The organism is Xanthobacter sp. SG618 (assembly GCF_012932745.1).
GTDB lineage: Bacteria > Pseudomonadota > Alphaproteobacteria > Rhizobiales > Xanthobacteraceae > Xanthobacter > Xanthobacter flavus.
In genome coordinates, this window is record NZ_JABBHL010000003.1 from 366,802 (window position 1) to 383,602 (window position 16,801).

The 16,801-nt window shown below is 68.7% G+C and carries 14 protein-coding genes; 10 read left to right on the plus strand and 4 right to left on the minus strand.

Annotated elements, in window-relative coordinates; translation table 11 throughout:
* Window position 1: 1 nt before the first annotated feature.
* Together FHT36_RS11065 and FHT36_RS11070 are read right to left on the minus strand one after the other, a co-directional pair.
* A complete protein-coding gene (locus tag FHT36_RS11065; RefSeq protein ID WP_169122552.1) occupies window positions 2-763 on the minus strand; it encodes an SDR family NAD(P)-dependent oxidoreductase in 762 nt (253 codons plus the stop codon).
* Entirely contained in the window at window positions 760-1,743 is a 984-nt protein-coding gene (locus tag FHT36_RS11070) for an NAD(P)H-quinone oxidoreductase (protein ID WP_210257720.1), read from the minus strand. The genes FHT36_RS11065 and FHT36_RS11070 overlap by 4 nt, the downstream gene beginning before the upstream one ends.
* Window positions 1,744-2,043: 300 nt before the next feature.
* On the opposite strand from FHT36_RS11070, the gene FHT36_RS11075 reads away from it, so the two are divergent.
* The 8 genes from FHT36_RS11075 (at window position 2,044) to FHT36_RS11110 (ending at window position 12,414) form a co-directional block, all read left to right on the plus strand.
* A complete protein-coding gene (locus tag FHT36_RS11075) occupies window positions 2,044-3,273 on the plus strand; it encodes an ABC transporter substrate-binding protein (protein ID WP_169122554.1) in 1,230 nt (409 codons plus the stop codon).
* A 194-nt stretch (window positions 3,274-3,467) separates the two neighbouring features.
* Window positions 3,468-4,340: a branched-chain amino acid ABC transporter permease gene (locus FHT36_RS11080; protein WP_169122555.1), complete on the plus strand. Its 873-nt coding sequence runs from the start codon at window positions 3,468-3,470 to the stop codon at window positions 4,338-4,340.
* A 4-nt stretch (window positions 4,341-4,344) separates the two neighbouring features.
* Window positions 4,345-6,189 (plus strand): ABC transporter permease subunit, encoded by a 1,845-nt coding sequence (locus FHT36_RS11085; RefSeq protein WP_169122556.1) that lies wholly within the window; start codon window positions 4,345-4,347, stop codon window positions 6,187-6,189.
* Entirely contained in the window at window positions 6,173-6,877 is a 705-nt protein-coding gene (locus FHT36_RS11090) for an ABC transporter ATP-binding protein (RefSeq protein WP_169122557.1), read from the plus strand. The genes FHT36_RS11085 and FHT36_RS11090 overlap by 17 nt, the downstream gene beginning before the upstream one ends.
* 16 nt (window positions 6,878-6,893) lie before the next feature.
* Complete coding sequence (locus tag FHT36_RS11095; RefSeq protein WP_169122558.1) at window positions 6,894-7,733, plus strand: shikimate dehydrogenase; 840 nt, start codon at window positions 6,894-6,896, stop codon at window positions 7,731-7,733.
* Complete coding sequence (locus FHT36_RS11100) at window positions 7,730-8,482, plus strand: SDR family oxidoreductase (protein WP_169122559.1); 753 nt, start codon at window positions 7,730-7,732, stop codon at window positions 8,480-8,482. Before FHT36_RS11095 ends, FHT36_RS11100 begins: the two co-directional genes overlap by 4 nt.
* 106 nt (window positions 8,483-8,588) lie before the next feature.
* Window positions 8,589-10,790, plus strand: a complete 2,202-nt coding sequence (locus FHT36_RS11105; protein WP_169122560.1) for a thiamine pyrophosphate-dependent enzyme — start codon at window positions 8,589-8,591, stop codon at window positions 10,788-10,790.
* 19 nt (window positions 10,791-10,809) lie between these two features.
* Window positions 10,810-12,414 carry a GMC family oxidoreductase gene (locus tag FHT36_RS11110; RefSeq protein WP_169122561.1) on the plus strand — a complete coding sequence of 535 codons (1,605 nt, stop codon included), beginning with the start codon at window positions 10,810-10,812 and terminating at the stop codon, window positions 12,412-12,414.
* A gap of 254 nt (window positions 12,415-12,668) precedes the next feature.
* Here the strand turns inward: FHT36_RS11110 and infA are convergent, their stop codons facing one another.
* Window positions 12,669-12,944, minus strand: a complete 276-nt coding sequence (gene infA, locus FHT36_RS11115; protein WP_012115181.1) for a translation initiation factor IF-1 — start codon at window positions 12,942-12,944, stop codon at window positions 12,669-12,671.
* A 148-nt stretch (window positions 12,945-13,092) separates the two neighbouring features.
* Window positions 13,093-14,733, minus strand: coding sequence for a DEAD/DEAH box helicase (locus tag FHT36_RS11120; RefSeq protein WP_246702160.1), 1,641 nt, complete (start codon window positions 14,731-14,733; stop codon window positions 13,093-13,095).
* A 451-nt stretch (window positions 14,734-15,184) separates the two neighbouring features.
* Here FHT36_RS11120 and FHT36_RS11125 point away from each other — a divergent pair, with 451 nt between their 5' ends.
* Both FHT36_RS11125 and modA read left to right on the plus strand, forming a co-directional pair.
* Window positions 15,185-15,709 carry a DedA family protein gene (locus tag FHT36_RS11125; protein ID WP_169122563.1) on the plus strand — a complete coding sequence of 175 codons (525 nt, stop codon included), beginning with the start codon at window positions 15,185-15,187 and terminating at the stop codon, window positions 15,707-15,709.
* A gap of 192 nt (window positions 15,710-15,901) precedes the next feature.
* Window positions 15,902-16,699: a molybdate ABC transporter substrate-binding protein gene (modA, locus tag FHT36_RS11130; RefSeq protein WP_169122564.1), complete on the plus strand. Its 798-nt coding sequence runs from the start codon at window positions 15,902-15,904 to the stop codon at window positions 16,697-16,699.
* Window positions 16,700-16,801 lie beyond the last annotated feature (102 nt).

Here is a 16,801-nt window from a genome sequence, read left to right on the forward strand (position 1 = left end):
CTCAGGTCATCAGCCAGCCGCCGGCCACGTCCACCACCTGTCCGGTGACGAAGGCCGAGGCGTCGGAGGTGAGGAACACGCAGGTGGCCGCCACCTCCTCCGGCTGGCCGAGGCGGCGCAGCGGAGTGGAGAGCCGCACCGCCTCGTTGGCGGTGGAGGCGGTGCCACGCATCATGGGCGTGTCGATGCGGCCGGGGGCGATGGCGTTCACCGTGATGCCGTAGGGGCCGAGTTCGCCCGCCAGATGCTTGGTGAAGCCGATGAGCGCGGCCTTGGAGGCGGCATAGTGGACGCCCACGATGTCGCAATAGGTGCGCCCCGCCACCGAGGCAATGTTGACGATGCGGCCCTTCCCCTGCGCCTTCATGCCGGGCGAGAGCGCCCGCACGCAGTTGAAGGCGCCGGTGAGATTCACGTCGATGACGCGGCGCCATTCCTCCGGCGGCATCTCCCAGGCTTCCGCGCGGCGGCCATCCGCCCCGCTCTTGGGCGAGATGCCGGCATTGTTCACCAGCACCTCCACCGGCCCCAGGGCCGCGGCCGCAGCCTGCGCGGCGGCCGCCACGGCGGCATAGTCGGAGACGTCGGCGGCGAGGCCGATGGCGGCGACGCCGCGGGCGATGGCGGCTTCCGCGGCCTCGTTGGCGAGGGCCGCATCGTGGTCCACATAGGCGACGGCGAGGCCCGCATCGGCGAGGGCGTCCGCCTGGGCGCGGCCGATGCCGCGACCGGCGCCCGTGACAAAGGCAACGCGCGCGCTCACCGGCCGGTCTCCAGCATGATCTTGCCGAGATGGGCGCTCGATTCCATCAGCGCATGCGCTTCCCGCGCCTGTTCCAGCGGGAAGGTGGCGTGGATGAAGGGCTTCACCTTGCCCGCGTCGAGCAGCGGCCACACGTCCCGCATGAGGGCATCGGCGATGGCCTTCTTCAGCGGCACCGGACGGGCGCGCAGGGTCGAGCCGGTGAAGGTCAGGCGCTTCAGCATCACCGGCATGAGATCGATGGTGACCTCGCTCGGCTGGAGGAAAGCGATCTGCACCAGGCGCCCCTCCACCGCGAGGGCCTGGAGGTTGCGGGCCACATAGGGGCCGCCCACCATGTCGAGGATTTCCTCGACGCCCTTGCCGTCGGTCAGCGCCTTAACCTCGGCGACGAAATCCGTGTCACGATAATTGATGGCCGCGTCCGCCCCCAGCGAAAGGCAGAAGTCGCACTTCTCCTTCGAGCCCGCCGTGGCGATGACGCGCACGCCGGCATGGTGGGCGAGCTGGATGGCGGTGGAGCCGATGCCGCTCGACCCGCCATGGATGAGGATGGTCTCGCCCGCCTTCAGCCCGCCGCGGGTGAAGACGTTGTCGTAGACGGTGTAGTAGTTCTCCGGCAATCCGGCGGCTTCCAGAAGCGACAGCGGCTTCGGGATGGGCAGGCAGAGCGGCGCCTCGGCGATGCAGTATTCCGCATAGCCGCCGGAGATCACCAGCGCGCAGATCTCGTCGCCGATCTTCGGGGAGGTGACGCCCTCGCCCAGCGCGACCACGCGGCCGGCAATTTCGAGGCCTGGCACATCCGTGGCGCCGGGAGGCGGGGGATAGTTGCCGGCGCGCTGGAGGCAGTCCGGCCGGTTCACGCCCGCCGCCACCACTTCCACCAGCACCTGACCGGGGCCGGGACGCGGGACATCCGCCGTCTCGACCGTAACCACCTCGGGACCGCCCGCGCCCGCAAAGCGGACCTGGCGCATCGTCTTGGAAATCTCTGCCACCGGCTTCCTCCCTTGCGCCTTCTGCGAGGCTTTCCGGCACCTTTAGGCGGCGTCCCTTGAGGGCGCGCCCGGCACCGGCGGCGCCCTCATCACGGCGCGTTCTGGTCGGCGAGGAAAATACATAGGTCGTACTTGTCAGGCAACTTGGTTATCTGCATTATCCGCCTCGCCAGACGGGCCGGCCGCCATGCCGGACCGCAGCCGAAGGGCACGAAAACCGTGCCCGAGCAACGGTTTGAATCGCCCGGCCCGAACCGGGGTCGGCGGAGGGAGGAAACCATGAAGATGTTTGCGCGTGCGGCGCTCGCCGCCGCTATGCTTGCTGCCGTTCCGCTGGCCGTAGCCCAGCCCGCAGCGGCGCAGGGCACCGTGAAGTTCGGTGCCCTCTATCCCTTCTCCGGCACCCTCGCGCTGCTCGGCGACGAGAGCTTCCGCGGCTTCGAGCTGGCGGTGGAAGAGCGCAATGCGGCCGGCGGCCTCAACGGCCAGAAGATCGAATTCATCAAGGGCGATGCGGTCGATCCCAACCAGGCGGTCGGCGAGGCCCGGCGCCTCACCTCGGTGGACAAGGTCTCGGCGATTTTCGGCACCTATTCCTCGTCTTTGTCGCTGGCCGCGACGCAGGTGACGGAGCTGGCCAACGTCCCCTATTTCGAGCTTGGCGCGATCTCCGATCCGATCACCGAGCGCGGCTTCAAGTATGTGTTCCGCACCAACGCCACGGCGCGCGACTTCGCCAACCGCATGGTCGATTCGATCATCGAGGCCATCGCCCCGGCGCTGAACGCCAAGCCCGGCGATCTCAAGATCGGCATCATCCACGAGGACAGCCTCTACGGGCAGACCGTCTCCGGCTATCAGAAGAGCCGCGCCAAGGAGAAGGGCCTCAACGTGGTCGAGGTGCTGCCCTATTCGGCGAAGTCGGTTGACCTCACCCCGGTCATCCTGCGCCTGAAGTCCGCGGGCGCCGACGTGGTGCTCCAGACCTCCTACCAGAACGACACCGTGCTGTTCTTCCGCCAGATGAAGGACCAGGGCTACAAGCCCAAGGCGGTGATGGGCGCCGGCGGCGGCTATTCCACCCGCGACACCATGCAGGCCGTGGGCGCGGAAAACATGGAAGGCGCCCTCGACGTCGACTTCACCCAGTACAACACCAACCCCAAGGCGGCCCCGGGCATCACCGAGTTCGCGGCGAAGTACAAGGCCAAGTACGGCATCGAGCCGCGCTCCGGCCACTCGCTCGCCAACTACATGGGCGCCAAGGTGTTCTTCGACGCCATCGCCAGCGCCAAGAGCACGGACGCCGACAAGGTGCGCGCCGCCGTCCTCGCGGTGGACATCCCCGTCGGCCAGACCGCGACCGGCTGGGGCGCCAAGTTCTCCGAGCAGGGGCAGAACACCCGCGCCGTGCCCTTCCTGATGCAGTGGCAGGGCGGCAACCTCGTCACCGTGTTCCCGGTGGACGCCGCGGTCGCCAAGATGAAGACCGGCATCGGCGCCAACTGAGCTTCCGACTGAGGCGGCGCACCTCCCGCGCCGCCGCGCCCCGCCCGGGTCTGGCTCCGGGCGGGGACCTCTCGATACCGGACCGGCGCAGCCCGCCGCGTCCTCGGCCGAAGTCGCGCCCCTGCCCTGGCGCGGCGCCGGACCGATGCGCCCGACAGCACGCCTCACCCACCTGCGCACTGGAGCCAAGCGCGATGGACGTTCTTATCCAGCTGGTGCTCAACGGCATATTGCTCGGCAGCATGTATGCCATCATCAGCGTCGGCCTCACCCTCATCTTCGGCATCGTGCGGGTGGTGAACTTCGCCCACGGCGAGTTCCTCATGGTGGGTATGTATGCGGCCTATCTGCTGGCCGCGAAGTTCGGCCTGCATCCCTACGCCGCCGCCGTGCCCATCGTGATCCTGCTGTTCGCCATCGGCGCGGCGGTGCAGCGCTTCCTCATCCAGCCGCTGCTGGGCGCCGAGGAGCACATCCAGATCTTCGCCACCGTCGGCCTCTCCACCGCGCTCGTGAACCTCGCGCTGCTGGTGTTCGGCGCCGACCTCTATTCCATCCCCCCCTCCGCCGCGCAGGGCACGGTGATGGTGGGCGGCTTCTCCCTGGTGAAGGGGCAGCTGGTGATGTTCGTCTGCGCCCTGGCGCTGGTCGCCGGGCTGCACCTCTTCATGCAGTCCACCGCGCTCGGCCGCGCCATCCGCGCCACCGCGCAGAACCGCACCGCGGCGCTGCTCATGGGCGTGAAGGTGGACCAGATCTATGTCATCGCCTTCGGCATCGGCGCGGCCTGCGTTGGTCTCGCCTCGGCGCTGGTGATGCCGCTCTATCCGGTGACGCCCACCATTGGCACCTACTTCGTCCTCACCGCCTTCGTGGTGGTGGTGCTGGGCGGCATGCGGTCCATGTACGGCGCCTTCTTCGGCGCCATGATCATCGGCCTCGTGGACAGCCTCTCCGGCTACTACATCGCCCCCGACCTGAAGGAAGTCGTCTACTTCGCGATCTTCCTCGCCATTCTCATCTTCAAGCCCACCGGCCTGTTCGGCCTCGGCCGCGGCACGGAGTGATCCGATGAGCCTTCAAGACTCCTCGCCCGCCTCCACCGCCCCGGTGTCCTCCGGCGGCCCCTCTTTCCTCGCTCGGCTTGCCAATCCGCGGGTCTATTGCGCGCTCCTCGCGCTCTCGCTGCTGGTCATCATCCCGGCCTGGTCGGGCTCGACCTTCGTGATCCACGTCTTCGTCACCATCTGCGTGTTCGGCGCGCTCTCCACCGCGTGGAACATCCTCGGCGGCTATGCCGGCCAGCTCTCGCTGGGCCACACCGTGTTCTACGGCATCGGCGGCTATACGGCGGCGCTGCTGCTGCAGCATTTCGGCCTATCGCCCTGGATCGGCATGATCGGTGGCGCTGCGCTGGCGGCTTTGGTGTCGATCGGCATCGGCTATCCCTGCTTCCGGCTGCGCGGGCCGTTCTTCTCGCTGGCCACCATCGCCTTCCTCGAAGTGGTACGGCTGCTCGCCATCCACTTCAACGGCCTCACCGGCGGCTCGGCCGGCCTCGTGGTGCCGCTGCAGCTCGGCTGGCCGTGGATGATCTTCCGCGAGAAGATCAACTATCTCTACATCGCCTTCGGCCTGCTGATGCTGTCGCTCGCCGTGAGCTACGCCATCCGCAACTCGCGGCTCGGCTATGCGCTCACCGCCGTGCGCGAGCGCGACAGCGCGGCCCAGGCGGCGGGCATCAACATCGACGGCGTCAAGCTGTGGGCCATCGCCGCATCGGCGGCACTCACGGCAACGGTCGGCACCTTCCACGCCATGTACATGACGTTCCTGGAGCCGGCGACGCTGTTCTCTCTCGCCACCGCCATTGAAATCGCCATGTTCGCCCTGATCGGCGGCCTCGGGACGGTGGCGGGGCCGCTCCTGGGTACGGTGCTCGTGGTGCCGCTGGCAGAACTCGCCCGCGGCTGGCTTGGGGCCTCGGCCAACGGCCTGCACGGCTTTGTCTACGGCACCGTGCTGGTCATCATTACCCTGACCCTGCCCGGCGGCCTCGTCGGCACCTTCGGCCCCTTCGTCACCCGCCTCATCGACAAGCTGCCCGGCGGCGGACGGACCCGGCCGGAGACGGTTGCGCCCGCGGCCAAGCTGGTCGGCGGGACGCTCGGCGAGCCGGTGCTGAAGGCGACCAACCTCGTGAAGCGCTTCGGCGGTCTGGTGGCCACCGACAACGTGTCCCTCACCCTGAAGCGCGGCGAGATCCTCGGCGTCATCGGCCCCAACGGCGCCGGCAAGACCACCGTCTTCGCCCAGCTCTCCGGCTTCCTCGCGCCCAATGCCGGCACCGTGGAACTGCTGGGGCAGGACGGCAAATGGCACCAGCCGAAGACGCCGGATGCCTTCGCCCGCCTCGGCATCGGCCGCACCTTCCAGATCGTCCAGCCGTTCGGCAAGCTCTCCGTGCTGGAAAACATCATGATCGGCGCCTTCCTGCGCCACCGCTCGGTGGACGACGCCCGCGCCGTGGCGCTGCGCGTCGCCCGCACCGTGGGCCTCTATGACGTGAAGGATGTGGAGGCGGGCACCCTGCCCATCGGCGGCCTGAAGCGGCTGGAAGTGGCGCGCACGCTCGCCACCGAGCCGACCATCCTGCTGCTCGACGAGGTGATGGCGGGCCAGAGCCAGTCCGACACGCTGAAGATGGTGGAACTGGTCCGCGCCATCCGCGACAGCGGCGTCACCGTCATCGCCATCGAGCACAACATGCAGGCCATCATGAGCCTGTCGGACCGCATCGTCGTCATCGACAGCGGCAAGGTGATCGCCGAGGGCGCGCCGGAGACCGTCGTGCGCGAGCGCCGGGTGATCGAGGCCTATCTCGGGGAGGATTTCGTCCATGCTCAAGGTCTCTGACGTGACCGCCGGCTACGGCCGGACCGTCATCCTCCAGGGCCTCTCGCTGAATGTGGGGCGGGGCGAGGTCGTCACCATCATCGGTTCCAACGGTGCCGGCAAGACGACGCTCCTGCGCGCCATCTCCGGCCTGGTGAAGCCCACTTCCGGCTCCATCGAGTTCGACGGCAAGCGCATTGACCGCATGAGCCCGGACGAGATCGTCGGCTCCGGCCTCATCATGGTGCCGGAGGCGCGCCAGCTCTTCCCGGTGATGACCGTGCGCGACAACGTGCTGATGGGCGGCTACCACCCGAGCGTCCGCGCCGGGATGATGGAGCGCTTCGAGGAAGTGCTGGACATCTTCCCCCGCGTCCGCGAGCGCCTCTCCCAGCTCGCCGGCTCCCTCTCCGGCGGCGAGCAGCAGATGGTGGCCATCGCCCGCGGGCTGATGGCGAAGCCGAAGCTCTTGATGCTGGACGAGCCGTCGCTCGGCCTCGCGCCCATCATCGTCGGGCAGATGTTCGATGTCATCGACCGCATCTGCAAGAGCGGCACCACGGTTCTTCTCGTGGAGCAGAAGGCGTTCCACGCGCTGAAGATCGCCGACCGCGCCTATGTGATCGAGAACGGCACCATCGCCATCGAGAACACCGGCGCGGGCCTGCTCGCCGACCCGCACATCAAGACCGCCTATCTCGGCATCTGAGACCGGACCAAAGCCCATGACCGCCCCGACCACGGCCCCTGCCTCCCGCGAGATTTCCGGCCTCACGAAGGTCTATGGCATCCTCGCGGACCCCATCCATCACGTGAAGACGCCGCAGATGCTCAACGCGCTCATGGCGCGCGAGGGCCGCGACGGGGTGATGGTGCCCTTCCACGTTTCGTCGCAAGAGCTACCGCGCCTCGTCGACGGCCTGAAGGCCATGAAGAGCCTCGGCGGCTTCGTGGTGACGGTGCCGCACAAGACCGCCATCGTGGACCTTCTGGACGAGGTCTCCGACAGCGCCCGTCGCATCGGCGCCTGCAACGTGGTGCGCCGGGAGGAGGACGGGCGGCTCATCGGCGACATGCTGGACGGCAAGGGCTTCGTTGGCGGGCTCCAGGCGGCCGGCATCGATCCGAAGGGCAAGAGCGTCTATCTCGCGGGAGCCGGCGGCGCGGCCAATGCCATCGCCTTCGCCTTCGTGGAGGCCGGCGTCTCGCGCCTCACCATCGCCAACCGCACGCGGGCCAAGGCGGAAGACCTCGCCGCCCGCCTTGCCGACGCCTTCCCCGGCGCACCGGTGGAGATCGGCACGAGCGATCCCGCCGGCCACGACATCGTCGCCAACGCCACCTCGCTGGGGCTGAAGGCGGGCGATGCCCTGCCCCTCGATGCCTCCCGGCTGACGGCAGACCAGATCGTCGCCGAGGTCATCATGCAGCCGGAGGAAACCGCCATCCTCGCCGCCGCCAAGGCGAAGGGCTGCCGCTCCCATCCCGGCAAGCCCATGCTGGTGTGCCAGCTCGACCTGATGGCCGACTTCCTCGGCATGCGCTCCCTCGGAGCCGCCTCGTGATCGGCGCGCTGGCGGGCCGCTGCGCCCTCATCACGGGCGGCGCCTCGGGCATCGGCCTTGCCGTGGCGCGGGCCTTCCGGGCGGAGGGCGCCTCCCTCGTGCTGCTGGACCTCGATCCCGCCGCAGCGTCCATCGCGGAGGAGCTGGGCGAGACCCTCGCCATCAAGGGCTCGGTGACGCGCAAGGCGGACATCGTGGCCGCCTTCGATGCCGCCGAGGCGCGGTTCGGGCCGGTGGACATCTGCCTCGCCAATGCCGGCGTCTCGCAGAACGCCCCCACCCTCGAGGTGAGCGAGGAGGAGTGGGAGCGCGTCATCTCCATCAACCTCACCGGCGTGTTCCTCACCGCGCAGGAGGCCGGCCGGCGGATGATCGCCCAGGGCGGCGGCTCGCTGCTGCTCATGGCCTCCATGTACGGCATCGTCGCCGCGCCCGAGCGCATCGGCTACTGCGCCTCCAAGGCCGGCGTCGCCATGATGGCCAAGGCGCTCTCCTGCGAATGGGCGCGCGAGGGCGTGCGGGTGAATGCCCTCGCCCCCGGCTATGTGCGCACCCCCTTCCTCGACGACCTCGCCCAGCGCGGCCGCCTCGACCTCGACAGGCTCCGCGCCCGCACCCCCATGGGCCGGCTGATCGAGACCGAGGAGGTGGCGCGCATGGCGGTGTTCCTCGCCTCCGACCAGGCGAGCGCCGTGACCGGACAGGTCATGGCCGTCGATGGCGGCTGGACCGCCTACGGCTACCTCTGAACACGGCTTCCGGCAGGTGCCGGAAGCGCTGGAACGAAACGTTTTAGTTGACGGTCCCGACGCCACTCCGAGCGCAGGAGGACGCCGCGGCACGGAGATCCAAGAGATGCCCGAGACCATTGCCCTTCATCCCGCCGCGCCCTGGGTCGAACTGAAGTCCACGGAGGCCGACTGGGCCGCCGCCGACCCGGCTTTGCTCAAGGAGCTTCTGGCGCAGATGGCGCTCATCCGCGCCTTCGAGGAGAAGGTGCTGGAGCTGGCCGGCGAAGGCCTCGTGCATGGTCCCGCCCATTCCTCCATCGGCCAGGAGGGCGGCGCGGCCGGCTCCATCGTCGGCCTGCGCCCCACCGATCAGGTCAACGGCTCCCATCGCGGCCATCACCAGTTCCTCGCCAAGGCGCTGGCCTACGTCGCCCCCGGCCTCGACCCCACCGCGCCGCTCAGCGACGACACCCACGCGCTGCTCCACCGCTCGCTCGCCGAAATCCTCGGCCTCGAGCCCGGCTTCGGCCACGGGCGCGGCGGCTCGATGCATCTGCGCTGGGGTGAGGCGGGCGCCATCGGCACCAATGCCATCGTCGGCGGCGGCGTGCCGCTGGCGGCGGGCGCCGCCTTCGCCCACAAGCGCGCCGGCACGGGGGACGTGGCCATCTCCTATTTCGGCGACGGCGCGGTGAATATCGGCGCGGTGCTGGAGACCATGAACCTCGCCGCCGCGTGGGACCTGCCGCTGCTCTTCTTCATCGAGAACAACGGCTATGCGGTGGCCACCACCGTGGAGGAGGCGACCCGCGAGACGCGCCTCTCCGGCCGCGGCACCGGCTTCGGCATCCCCTCCTTCAAGGTGGACGGCATGGACCCGCTGGCGGTCCATCTCGCCACCCAGGAAGCGCTGAAGATCATGCGCGCGGGCAAGGGCCCGGCGGTGATCGAGGCGGACGTCTACCGCTATTTCCACCAGAACGGCCCGCTGCCCGGCTCCGCCTTCGGCTATCGCACCAAGGAGGAGGAGGCCCAATGGCGCGCCCGCGATCCCATCAAGCGCACGGGCGCGGTGCTGGTCGCGCGCGGCGTGCTCACACAGGATGATCTCGACGCTCTCACCGAGCGCGCCCAGGCCGCCATGGCGGATGCCGCCGCGCGGCTTGTGGAGCCGGTGGGCAACAAGCGCCGGGTGAAGCCGGACATGTGGCCGGACGTGTCCTTCGTGGACGAAGGCATCCGCGGCGATCTATCCGAACTTTCAGGCAAGCGCGCCGAGGAGGAGGCGACCTATCGCGGCGGCCTTTCCGAGCGCAAGTTCGTGGACGCCATCGCCGACGTGCTCCACCGCCGCTTCGAGACGGACGAGCGCTTCGTCATCATGGGCGAGGACATCCACAAGCTGAAGGGCGGCACCAACGGCGCCACGCGCGGCCTCGCTGCCGCCTTCCCCGACCGCTGCCTCGGTACGCCCATCTCCGAAGGCGCCTTCGCGGGGCTCGCTGGCGGCATCGCCATGGACCGCCGCTACCGGCCCATCATCGAGTTCATGTATCCCGACTTCATGTGGGTCGCCGCCGACCCGGTGTTCAACCAGATCGGCAAGGCGCGGCACATGTTCGGCGCGGACGTGCCGGTGCCGCTGGTGCTGCGCACCAAGATCGCCATGGGCACGGGCTACGGCTCGCAGCACTCGCTGGACCCGGCGGGCGTGTTCGCCACCTCCCCCGGCTGGCGGATCGTCGCGCCCTCCACCCCGTTCGATTACATCGGCCTGATGAATGCCGCGCTCGCCTGCGAGGACCCCGTGCTCGTGATCGAGCATGTGGACCTCTACCAGACCTCCGGCGCCATTCCGGACGGCGACCTCGACTACATCATCCCCTTCGGCAAGGCGAAGGTGGTGCGGCCGGGCGGGGAACTCACCATCCTCACCTATTCCGCCATGGTCCATCGCAGCCGCGAGGCGGTGGAGGAACTGGGGCTCGACGCCGAGATCATCGACCTGCGCTCCCTCGACCGCGCCGGGCTCGACTGGGACACCATCGGCGAGAGCATCATGAAGACCAACAACGTGCTCATCGTGGAGCAGGGCTCCCTCTCCACCTCCTATGGCGGCTTCCTCGCCGACGAGATCCAGCGCCGCTATCTCGACTGGCTGGACCAGCCGATCCAGCGCGTGACCGGCAAGATCGCCTCGCCCACCATCTCCAAGGTGCTTGAGCGGGCCGCCTTCGCCGGCAAGGAAGAGGTGATCGCGGGCCTCGCCGTCACCATGGCTGCGAAGGGAATGCCGCTGCCGGGCCTGCCCGGCGCAGCCCGCTAATCCGTTCGGGTTCAGGACCATGGACAGCTTCGACTACATCGTTTTGGGCGGCGGCACCGCAGGGTGCATCCTCGCCGCCCGGCTCTCGGAAGATCCGCGGCGGCGCGTGCTGCTGCTGGAGGCGGGCGGCACGGACAAGGGCTTCTGGGTGCCCATCCCCGCCGGCTTCTCCAAGCTCCTGTCGGGCAGCGCCTTCAACTGGCGCTTCAACACCGAGCCCGAGGCCAACACCTACGACCGCCCCATCGTGGTGCCGCGCGGCAAGGGCCTCGGCGGCTCGACGCTCATCAACGGCATGATCTTCGTGCGCGGGCAGAAGCAGGACTTCGACGGCTGGGCCCAGCGCGGCGCCACCGGCTGGGGCTATGACGACGTCCTGCCCTACTTCAAGAAGTTCGAGCGTTTCGACGAGCCGGATGCGGACCCCTCGGTGCGCGGCACGGACGGGCCCATCAGCATCGTGCGCGTGGCGGAGCGGCCGGTGCTCTCCGAGGCCTTCCTCTCGGCGGCCGAAGAGGCGGGCTTCCGGCGCAATCCCGACTACAACGGGAAGGATCAGGAAGGCTTCGGCTATTATCAGGTGAACCAGCGCGGCGGGCGGCGCTGGACCGTGGTTGACGGCTATCTGCGCCCCGCTTTGTCACGCCCCAACCTCAAGGTGGTCACCCACGCGCAGGTGCTGCGCCTCGTGCTCGACGGCCGGCGGGTGACGGGCGTGGTGTTCCGGCGGGATGGGAAGGAAGAGACCGCCACCGCCTCCGGCGAGGTCCTCCTCACCGCCGGGGCCGTCCAGTCACCTCATCTGATGGAGCTCTCCGGCATCGGCCATCCGGAGGTGCTGAAGGCCGCCGGCATTCCTGTGGTTCATGCTCTGCCCGGCGTCGGCAACAATTATCAGGACCATTTCGCCACCCGCATGAACTGGCGGGTGAAGGAGCCCATCACCCTCAACGAGCAGACGCGCGGCATCGCGCTGGCGAAGGCGGTGGCGCAGTATTTCCTCACCCGCAAGGGCATCCTCACGCTGGGCACCGGCCTCGCCCATGGTTTCGTGAAGACGCGGCCGGGGCTCGCCGGGCCGGACGTGCAGTATTTCTTCATGCACGCGAGCTACGCCAACGCCGCCGACCGGTCGCTGGACCATCTGCCGGGCATGACCATCGGCGTCACCCAGCTGCGGCCCCACTCGGTGGGTTCGATCCATGCGAAGAGCGACGACCCGCTGACGCCGCCGGCCATCCGGCCGAACTTCCTCGCCGTGGAGGAGGACCGTGCCTGCCTCGCCGCCGGCATGCGGATCGCCCGCGACATCGTCGGGCAGAAGGCCATGGACCCCTACCGCGCCTTCGAGATGAACCCCGGGCCGGACTGCCGGACCGACGACGACTTCGTGGAATTCGCCCGCCGCACGGGGCAGACCATCTATCACCCGGTGGGCACCTGCAGCATGGGCACCGGGCCGCAGGCGGTGGTGGACCCGCATCTGCGTGTCGTCGGCCTTTCCGGCCTGCGCGTGGTGGACGCTTCGGTGATGCCGACGCTGGTCTCCGCCAACACGGCGGCGGCGGTGATGATGGTGGCGGAGAAGGCGGCCGACCTGATCAGGGCGGACGGCAGGGGCTGAGGCGACCGCCTGCAAAGCGGCGTGATCCCTCGGCTCGTCCGGGGGATCACGCCGGCGGGCCATTCAGCTCCCAGACCGCCGGGCACCCCTCCGGCGGCTTGGTGGATCGCCCGCACGAGGCGGGCCATGACGGAGGGGAAGCGGCACGGGCGTGATTTCTCGAACGCTGCTTCTTCACTCATCTCCAAACGCCAAAAGCCGGCGCGGGGATTTCCCCGGCCGGCGCCGAACGCCCTGTCCGCGATCCCGAAGGATCAGCGGCGGCGGAAATTCTGCTGGCGGCGTGCGCCGGGCGGCGGGGCGTTGCCCTCGGCCTTGTGGCGGAAGTTGATCCGGCCGCGATCGAGATCGTAGGGGGACATCTCCACCACCACGCGGTCACCCTCGATGGTGCGGATGCGGTTCTTCTTCATCTTGCCGGCCGCATAGGCCAGAATCTGGTGGTCGTTGTCGAGACGCACCCGGAAATTGCCGTCCGGGAGCACTTCGGTCACAGTCCCCTCGAACTCCAGCAGTTCTTCCTTCGCCATATAGTCGTCTCCAGCGGTCCCGCTGCGCGGGACGAATTTGGCGGGCTTATCTCACAAAATCGCCCGATTTCCCATAGGTGGGTCACGCCGGCCCGGGAAAAAGGCCCGGCGTGACCTGTTCAACGCAGTGTGACGCGCGAGCGGAGGCTCAGTTCACAGGCCGCTTGGCACCGGCCGGGCGGCCCGCGGGACGCTCGCTCCGGTTGGACACGGCCTTCATGAAGCCGAGTCCGCCGAGATCGTTGCCGGGACGGGCGCCACGATCGCCGCCGCGCTCACCGCCACGGCCTTCGCCCTGGGGACGCGCGCCACGGCCTTCGCCGCCACGGTTCTGGCCGTCACGACGGCCCGCGCCGTTGCCGGCACCCTGGGCGTTGCGATGACCCTCAGGAGCCCGCTCGGGACGCGGCTGGGCGGCACGGGCCGGACGGCCCTCGCCGGCGGGACGCTCACCACGCGGCTCACGCTGCTCGCGGCCTTCGGCGCGCTGGCCCTGACCACGCCCGCCTTCACGGCCTTCGGGACGCGGGCCACGCGAACGCTGCGGACCACGCTGGCCGGGACGGCCGCCGCGACCACCGATGAAATCATTGCGCTCGGCGGTCTCGTCACGCTCCTCAAGCTCGATCGGCGGCGCATCCGGGATGGCGAAGCGCATGCCTGCGCCGCGACGGTCGGTGGCCGGAATCTGCAGCTTGATGAGCCGCTCGATGGACTTGAGATACGCCCTCTCCTCGTGATCGCAGAAGGAGATGGCGATGCCCTCGCGGCCGGCGCGCGCGGTGCGACCGATGCGGTGCACGTAGCTCTCGGGCACGTTGGGCAGATCGTAGTTGATGACGTGGCTGACGCCGGTCACGTCGATGCCGCGGGCGGCGATATCGGTGGCGATCAGGGTGCGGATCTTGCCCTCGCGGAAGGCGAGGAGCACGCGGTCGCGCTGGTTCTGCGACTTGTTGCCGTGGATCGCCTCGGCGGCAATGCCGCACTTGGCGAGCACGCGCACCACCTTGTCCGCGCCGTGCTTGGTGCGGGCGAAGACGAGGGCGCGGTCGATCTCCTCGGTGGAGAGCACCTCGGCGAGGAGCTGGCCCTTGTTGGGCTTGTCCACGTGGATGACGCGCTGCTCCACCCGGTCGGCGGTCTTGGCCACCGGGGTGACGGCGACGCGCACCGGATCATGCAGCATGCCGCCCGCCAGCTCGGCGATGGCCGGCGGCATGGTGGCGGAGAAGAACAGCGAGTGCCGCTTGTGCGGCAGCCGGCGCACGATGGCGCGGATGGCATGGACGAAGCCCATGTCCAGCATCTGGTCGGCCTCGTCCAGGACGAGGACCTCGACCTGGTCCAGCTTCACCGCGTGGTTTTCCACGAGGTCCATGAGCCGGCCGGGGGTGGCGACGAGCACGTCGACGCCGCGGGCAAGCGCCCGGATCTGCCGGCCCATGGGCACGCCGCCGATGGCGAGCGTCACCGAGATGCGGGCATGGCGGCCGAACTTCTCGAAATTGTCCACGATCTGGCCGGACAATTCGCGGGTGGGCGAGAGCACCAAAGCGCGGACGGACTTGGGGTCCGGACGACGGGGATGGCGCACGAGGCGATCGAGGATGGGGAGGGCGAAGGCAGCGGTCTTGCCGGTGCCGGTCTGGGCGATGCCGATGAGGTCGCGGCCGGCGAGGACCTGCGGGATGGCTTCAGCCTGAATGGGGGTGGGAGTGACGTGATTCGCTTCGGTGAGGGCGCGAACGATGGGCTCGGCAAGGCCGAGGCTCGAAAAAGAGGTCAAGCTCTGACTTTCATATGCGAGCGGCACCGGCGCAGCCTTTTGGGCGCGGCGCGGCTCGCGGGATTTCGACATCCCGCGTGGCCAGGGGTGTCCAGGGCAAAAGATGATATCGGGCAAAGCCGCTTGCGATGCCTCTCCGACGAAACGCCCAGTCACGGCGTCGTCCAGATCGAAGCTCCAGCGGTCTCCGCTACGCGGCCCGAGCGCGCCAAGGGGAGGAAAGCAACTGCCTCCATCTGCGCGATGGACCGCATATGGACGAGACGCGTGACGATTTCAAGGCGAATGGTTGGGCAGGCCGTGCTTTGTCGCCGTCCGGATGCACCGCGCGGCGCCATTTTGCCCGAATGTGCGTCCACAAGGTAAGGAAGCAGCAGTCGCCGCGGGAGTATCATGCGGCCGGGCCTTGCGCCCTGGGGCCGCGACACAAATCCTTGCGGCAGGAGAAGACATGTTCGATCTGTCCGCCATCGTCGCCGCGACCACCGCTTTCGTCGAGCAGCACCATTATCTCGCGCCGGCCGTGGTGTTCGGGCTCGCCTTCGGGGAATCGCTGGCGCTGATCTCCTTCTTCATTCCTGCCACCGTGCTCCTGCTCGCCATCGGCGCGCTGATCGAGGCGGCCGGCCTGCATTTCTTCCCGATCTGGCTCGCCGCCGCCGCTGGCGCCGCGCTGGGCGATGCCATCTCCTACTGGCTCGGATTCCACTACAAGGAGCGCGCGAAGAACTTCTGGCCGCTGTCGCGCCGGCCGGACCTCGTGGCCCGCGCCGAGGACTTCTTCCAGCGCTTCGGCGTATGGGGCGTCGCCATCGGCCGCTTCTTCGGCCCGCTGCGCGCCGTGGTGCCGCTGATCGCCGGCGTGCTCGCCATGCGCCAGACCCACTTCCAGGTGGCCAACGTCGCCAGCGCCGGCCTGTGGGCCTTCGCCATGCTCGCGCCCGGTGCGGCCGCGCTCAAGCTGATGGGGTTCTGAAGACCTTCGCGGGCCTTTCCGCGGCTTCATGCCGCACTGCAGCAAAGACCGCCGCACGCCAGAGCTTTGGCGGTATCCTGAAGCCACGCTATTGCGACGCTGCCCTTCCGGAAAGGGCAAGCCTATTGTCTCGCTGAGGCATCCTGTATATCGATGGACATATCACAGGCCCATTGCCGAGGTGCCATTGCCATGTCCGGATTTATTGCCTCCCGTCGCCTGATCCTCGGTCTCGTCTTCTCGGCGTTTGCCGCCGCGCCGCTCCCCGCGGCCGCGCAGGAGACCGTGACCGTATTCGCCGCCGCGAGCCTCACCAACGCATTGCAGGACATCGCCAAGGCCTATGAGGCCCAAGGGAGCAAGGGGGGGAACAAGGACAGCATCAAGTTCTCCTTCGCCGCCTCCTCGGCGCTGGCCAAGCAGATGGAGGCCGGCGCGCCCGCCAACATCTTCGCCTCCGCCGACCTGAAGTGGATGGACTATACCGACGGTAAGGGCCTGACCCTGCCCGCCACCCGCGTGAAGCTGCTCGGCAACGAGCTGGTGCTGGTCGCGCCCGCCGACAAGGCGAAACCGGTGACCATCTCCAAGAGCCTCGACGTGGACGCCCTGCTCGGCCCCAACGGCCGCATCGCCACCGGCCTCACCGACAGCGTGCCCGTGGGCGTCTACACCAAGCAGGCCTTCACCAATCTCGGCCTGTGGGACAAGATCTCCCCCCGCATCGTCGGCGCCGAGAGCGTGCGTGCGGCGCTGGCGCTGGTGGAGCGTGGCGAGGTGCCCTACGGCGTCGTCTATGCCACCGATGCCGCCATCGCCAAGAATGTGAAAGTGGTCGCGACCTTCCCGGCCGACAGCTATCCGCCCGTCGATTACCCCTTCGCCCTCGTGAAGGGCCAGGATACCCCCGCCGCCAAGGCCTTCTTCGCCTTCGTCCAGAGCCCCGAGGCCAAGGCCATCTTCAAGAAGTACGGCTTCTCGGTGAACTGAGCCGCCCGGCGCCGGGGCGCGGGGAGCCGAACGGGAATTGCTTATTGGGGGCAAAAGACCGAGCCTGATCTGGAGCGAGGCGAGGCCTTTTCGCAGGCGGAT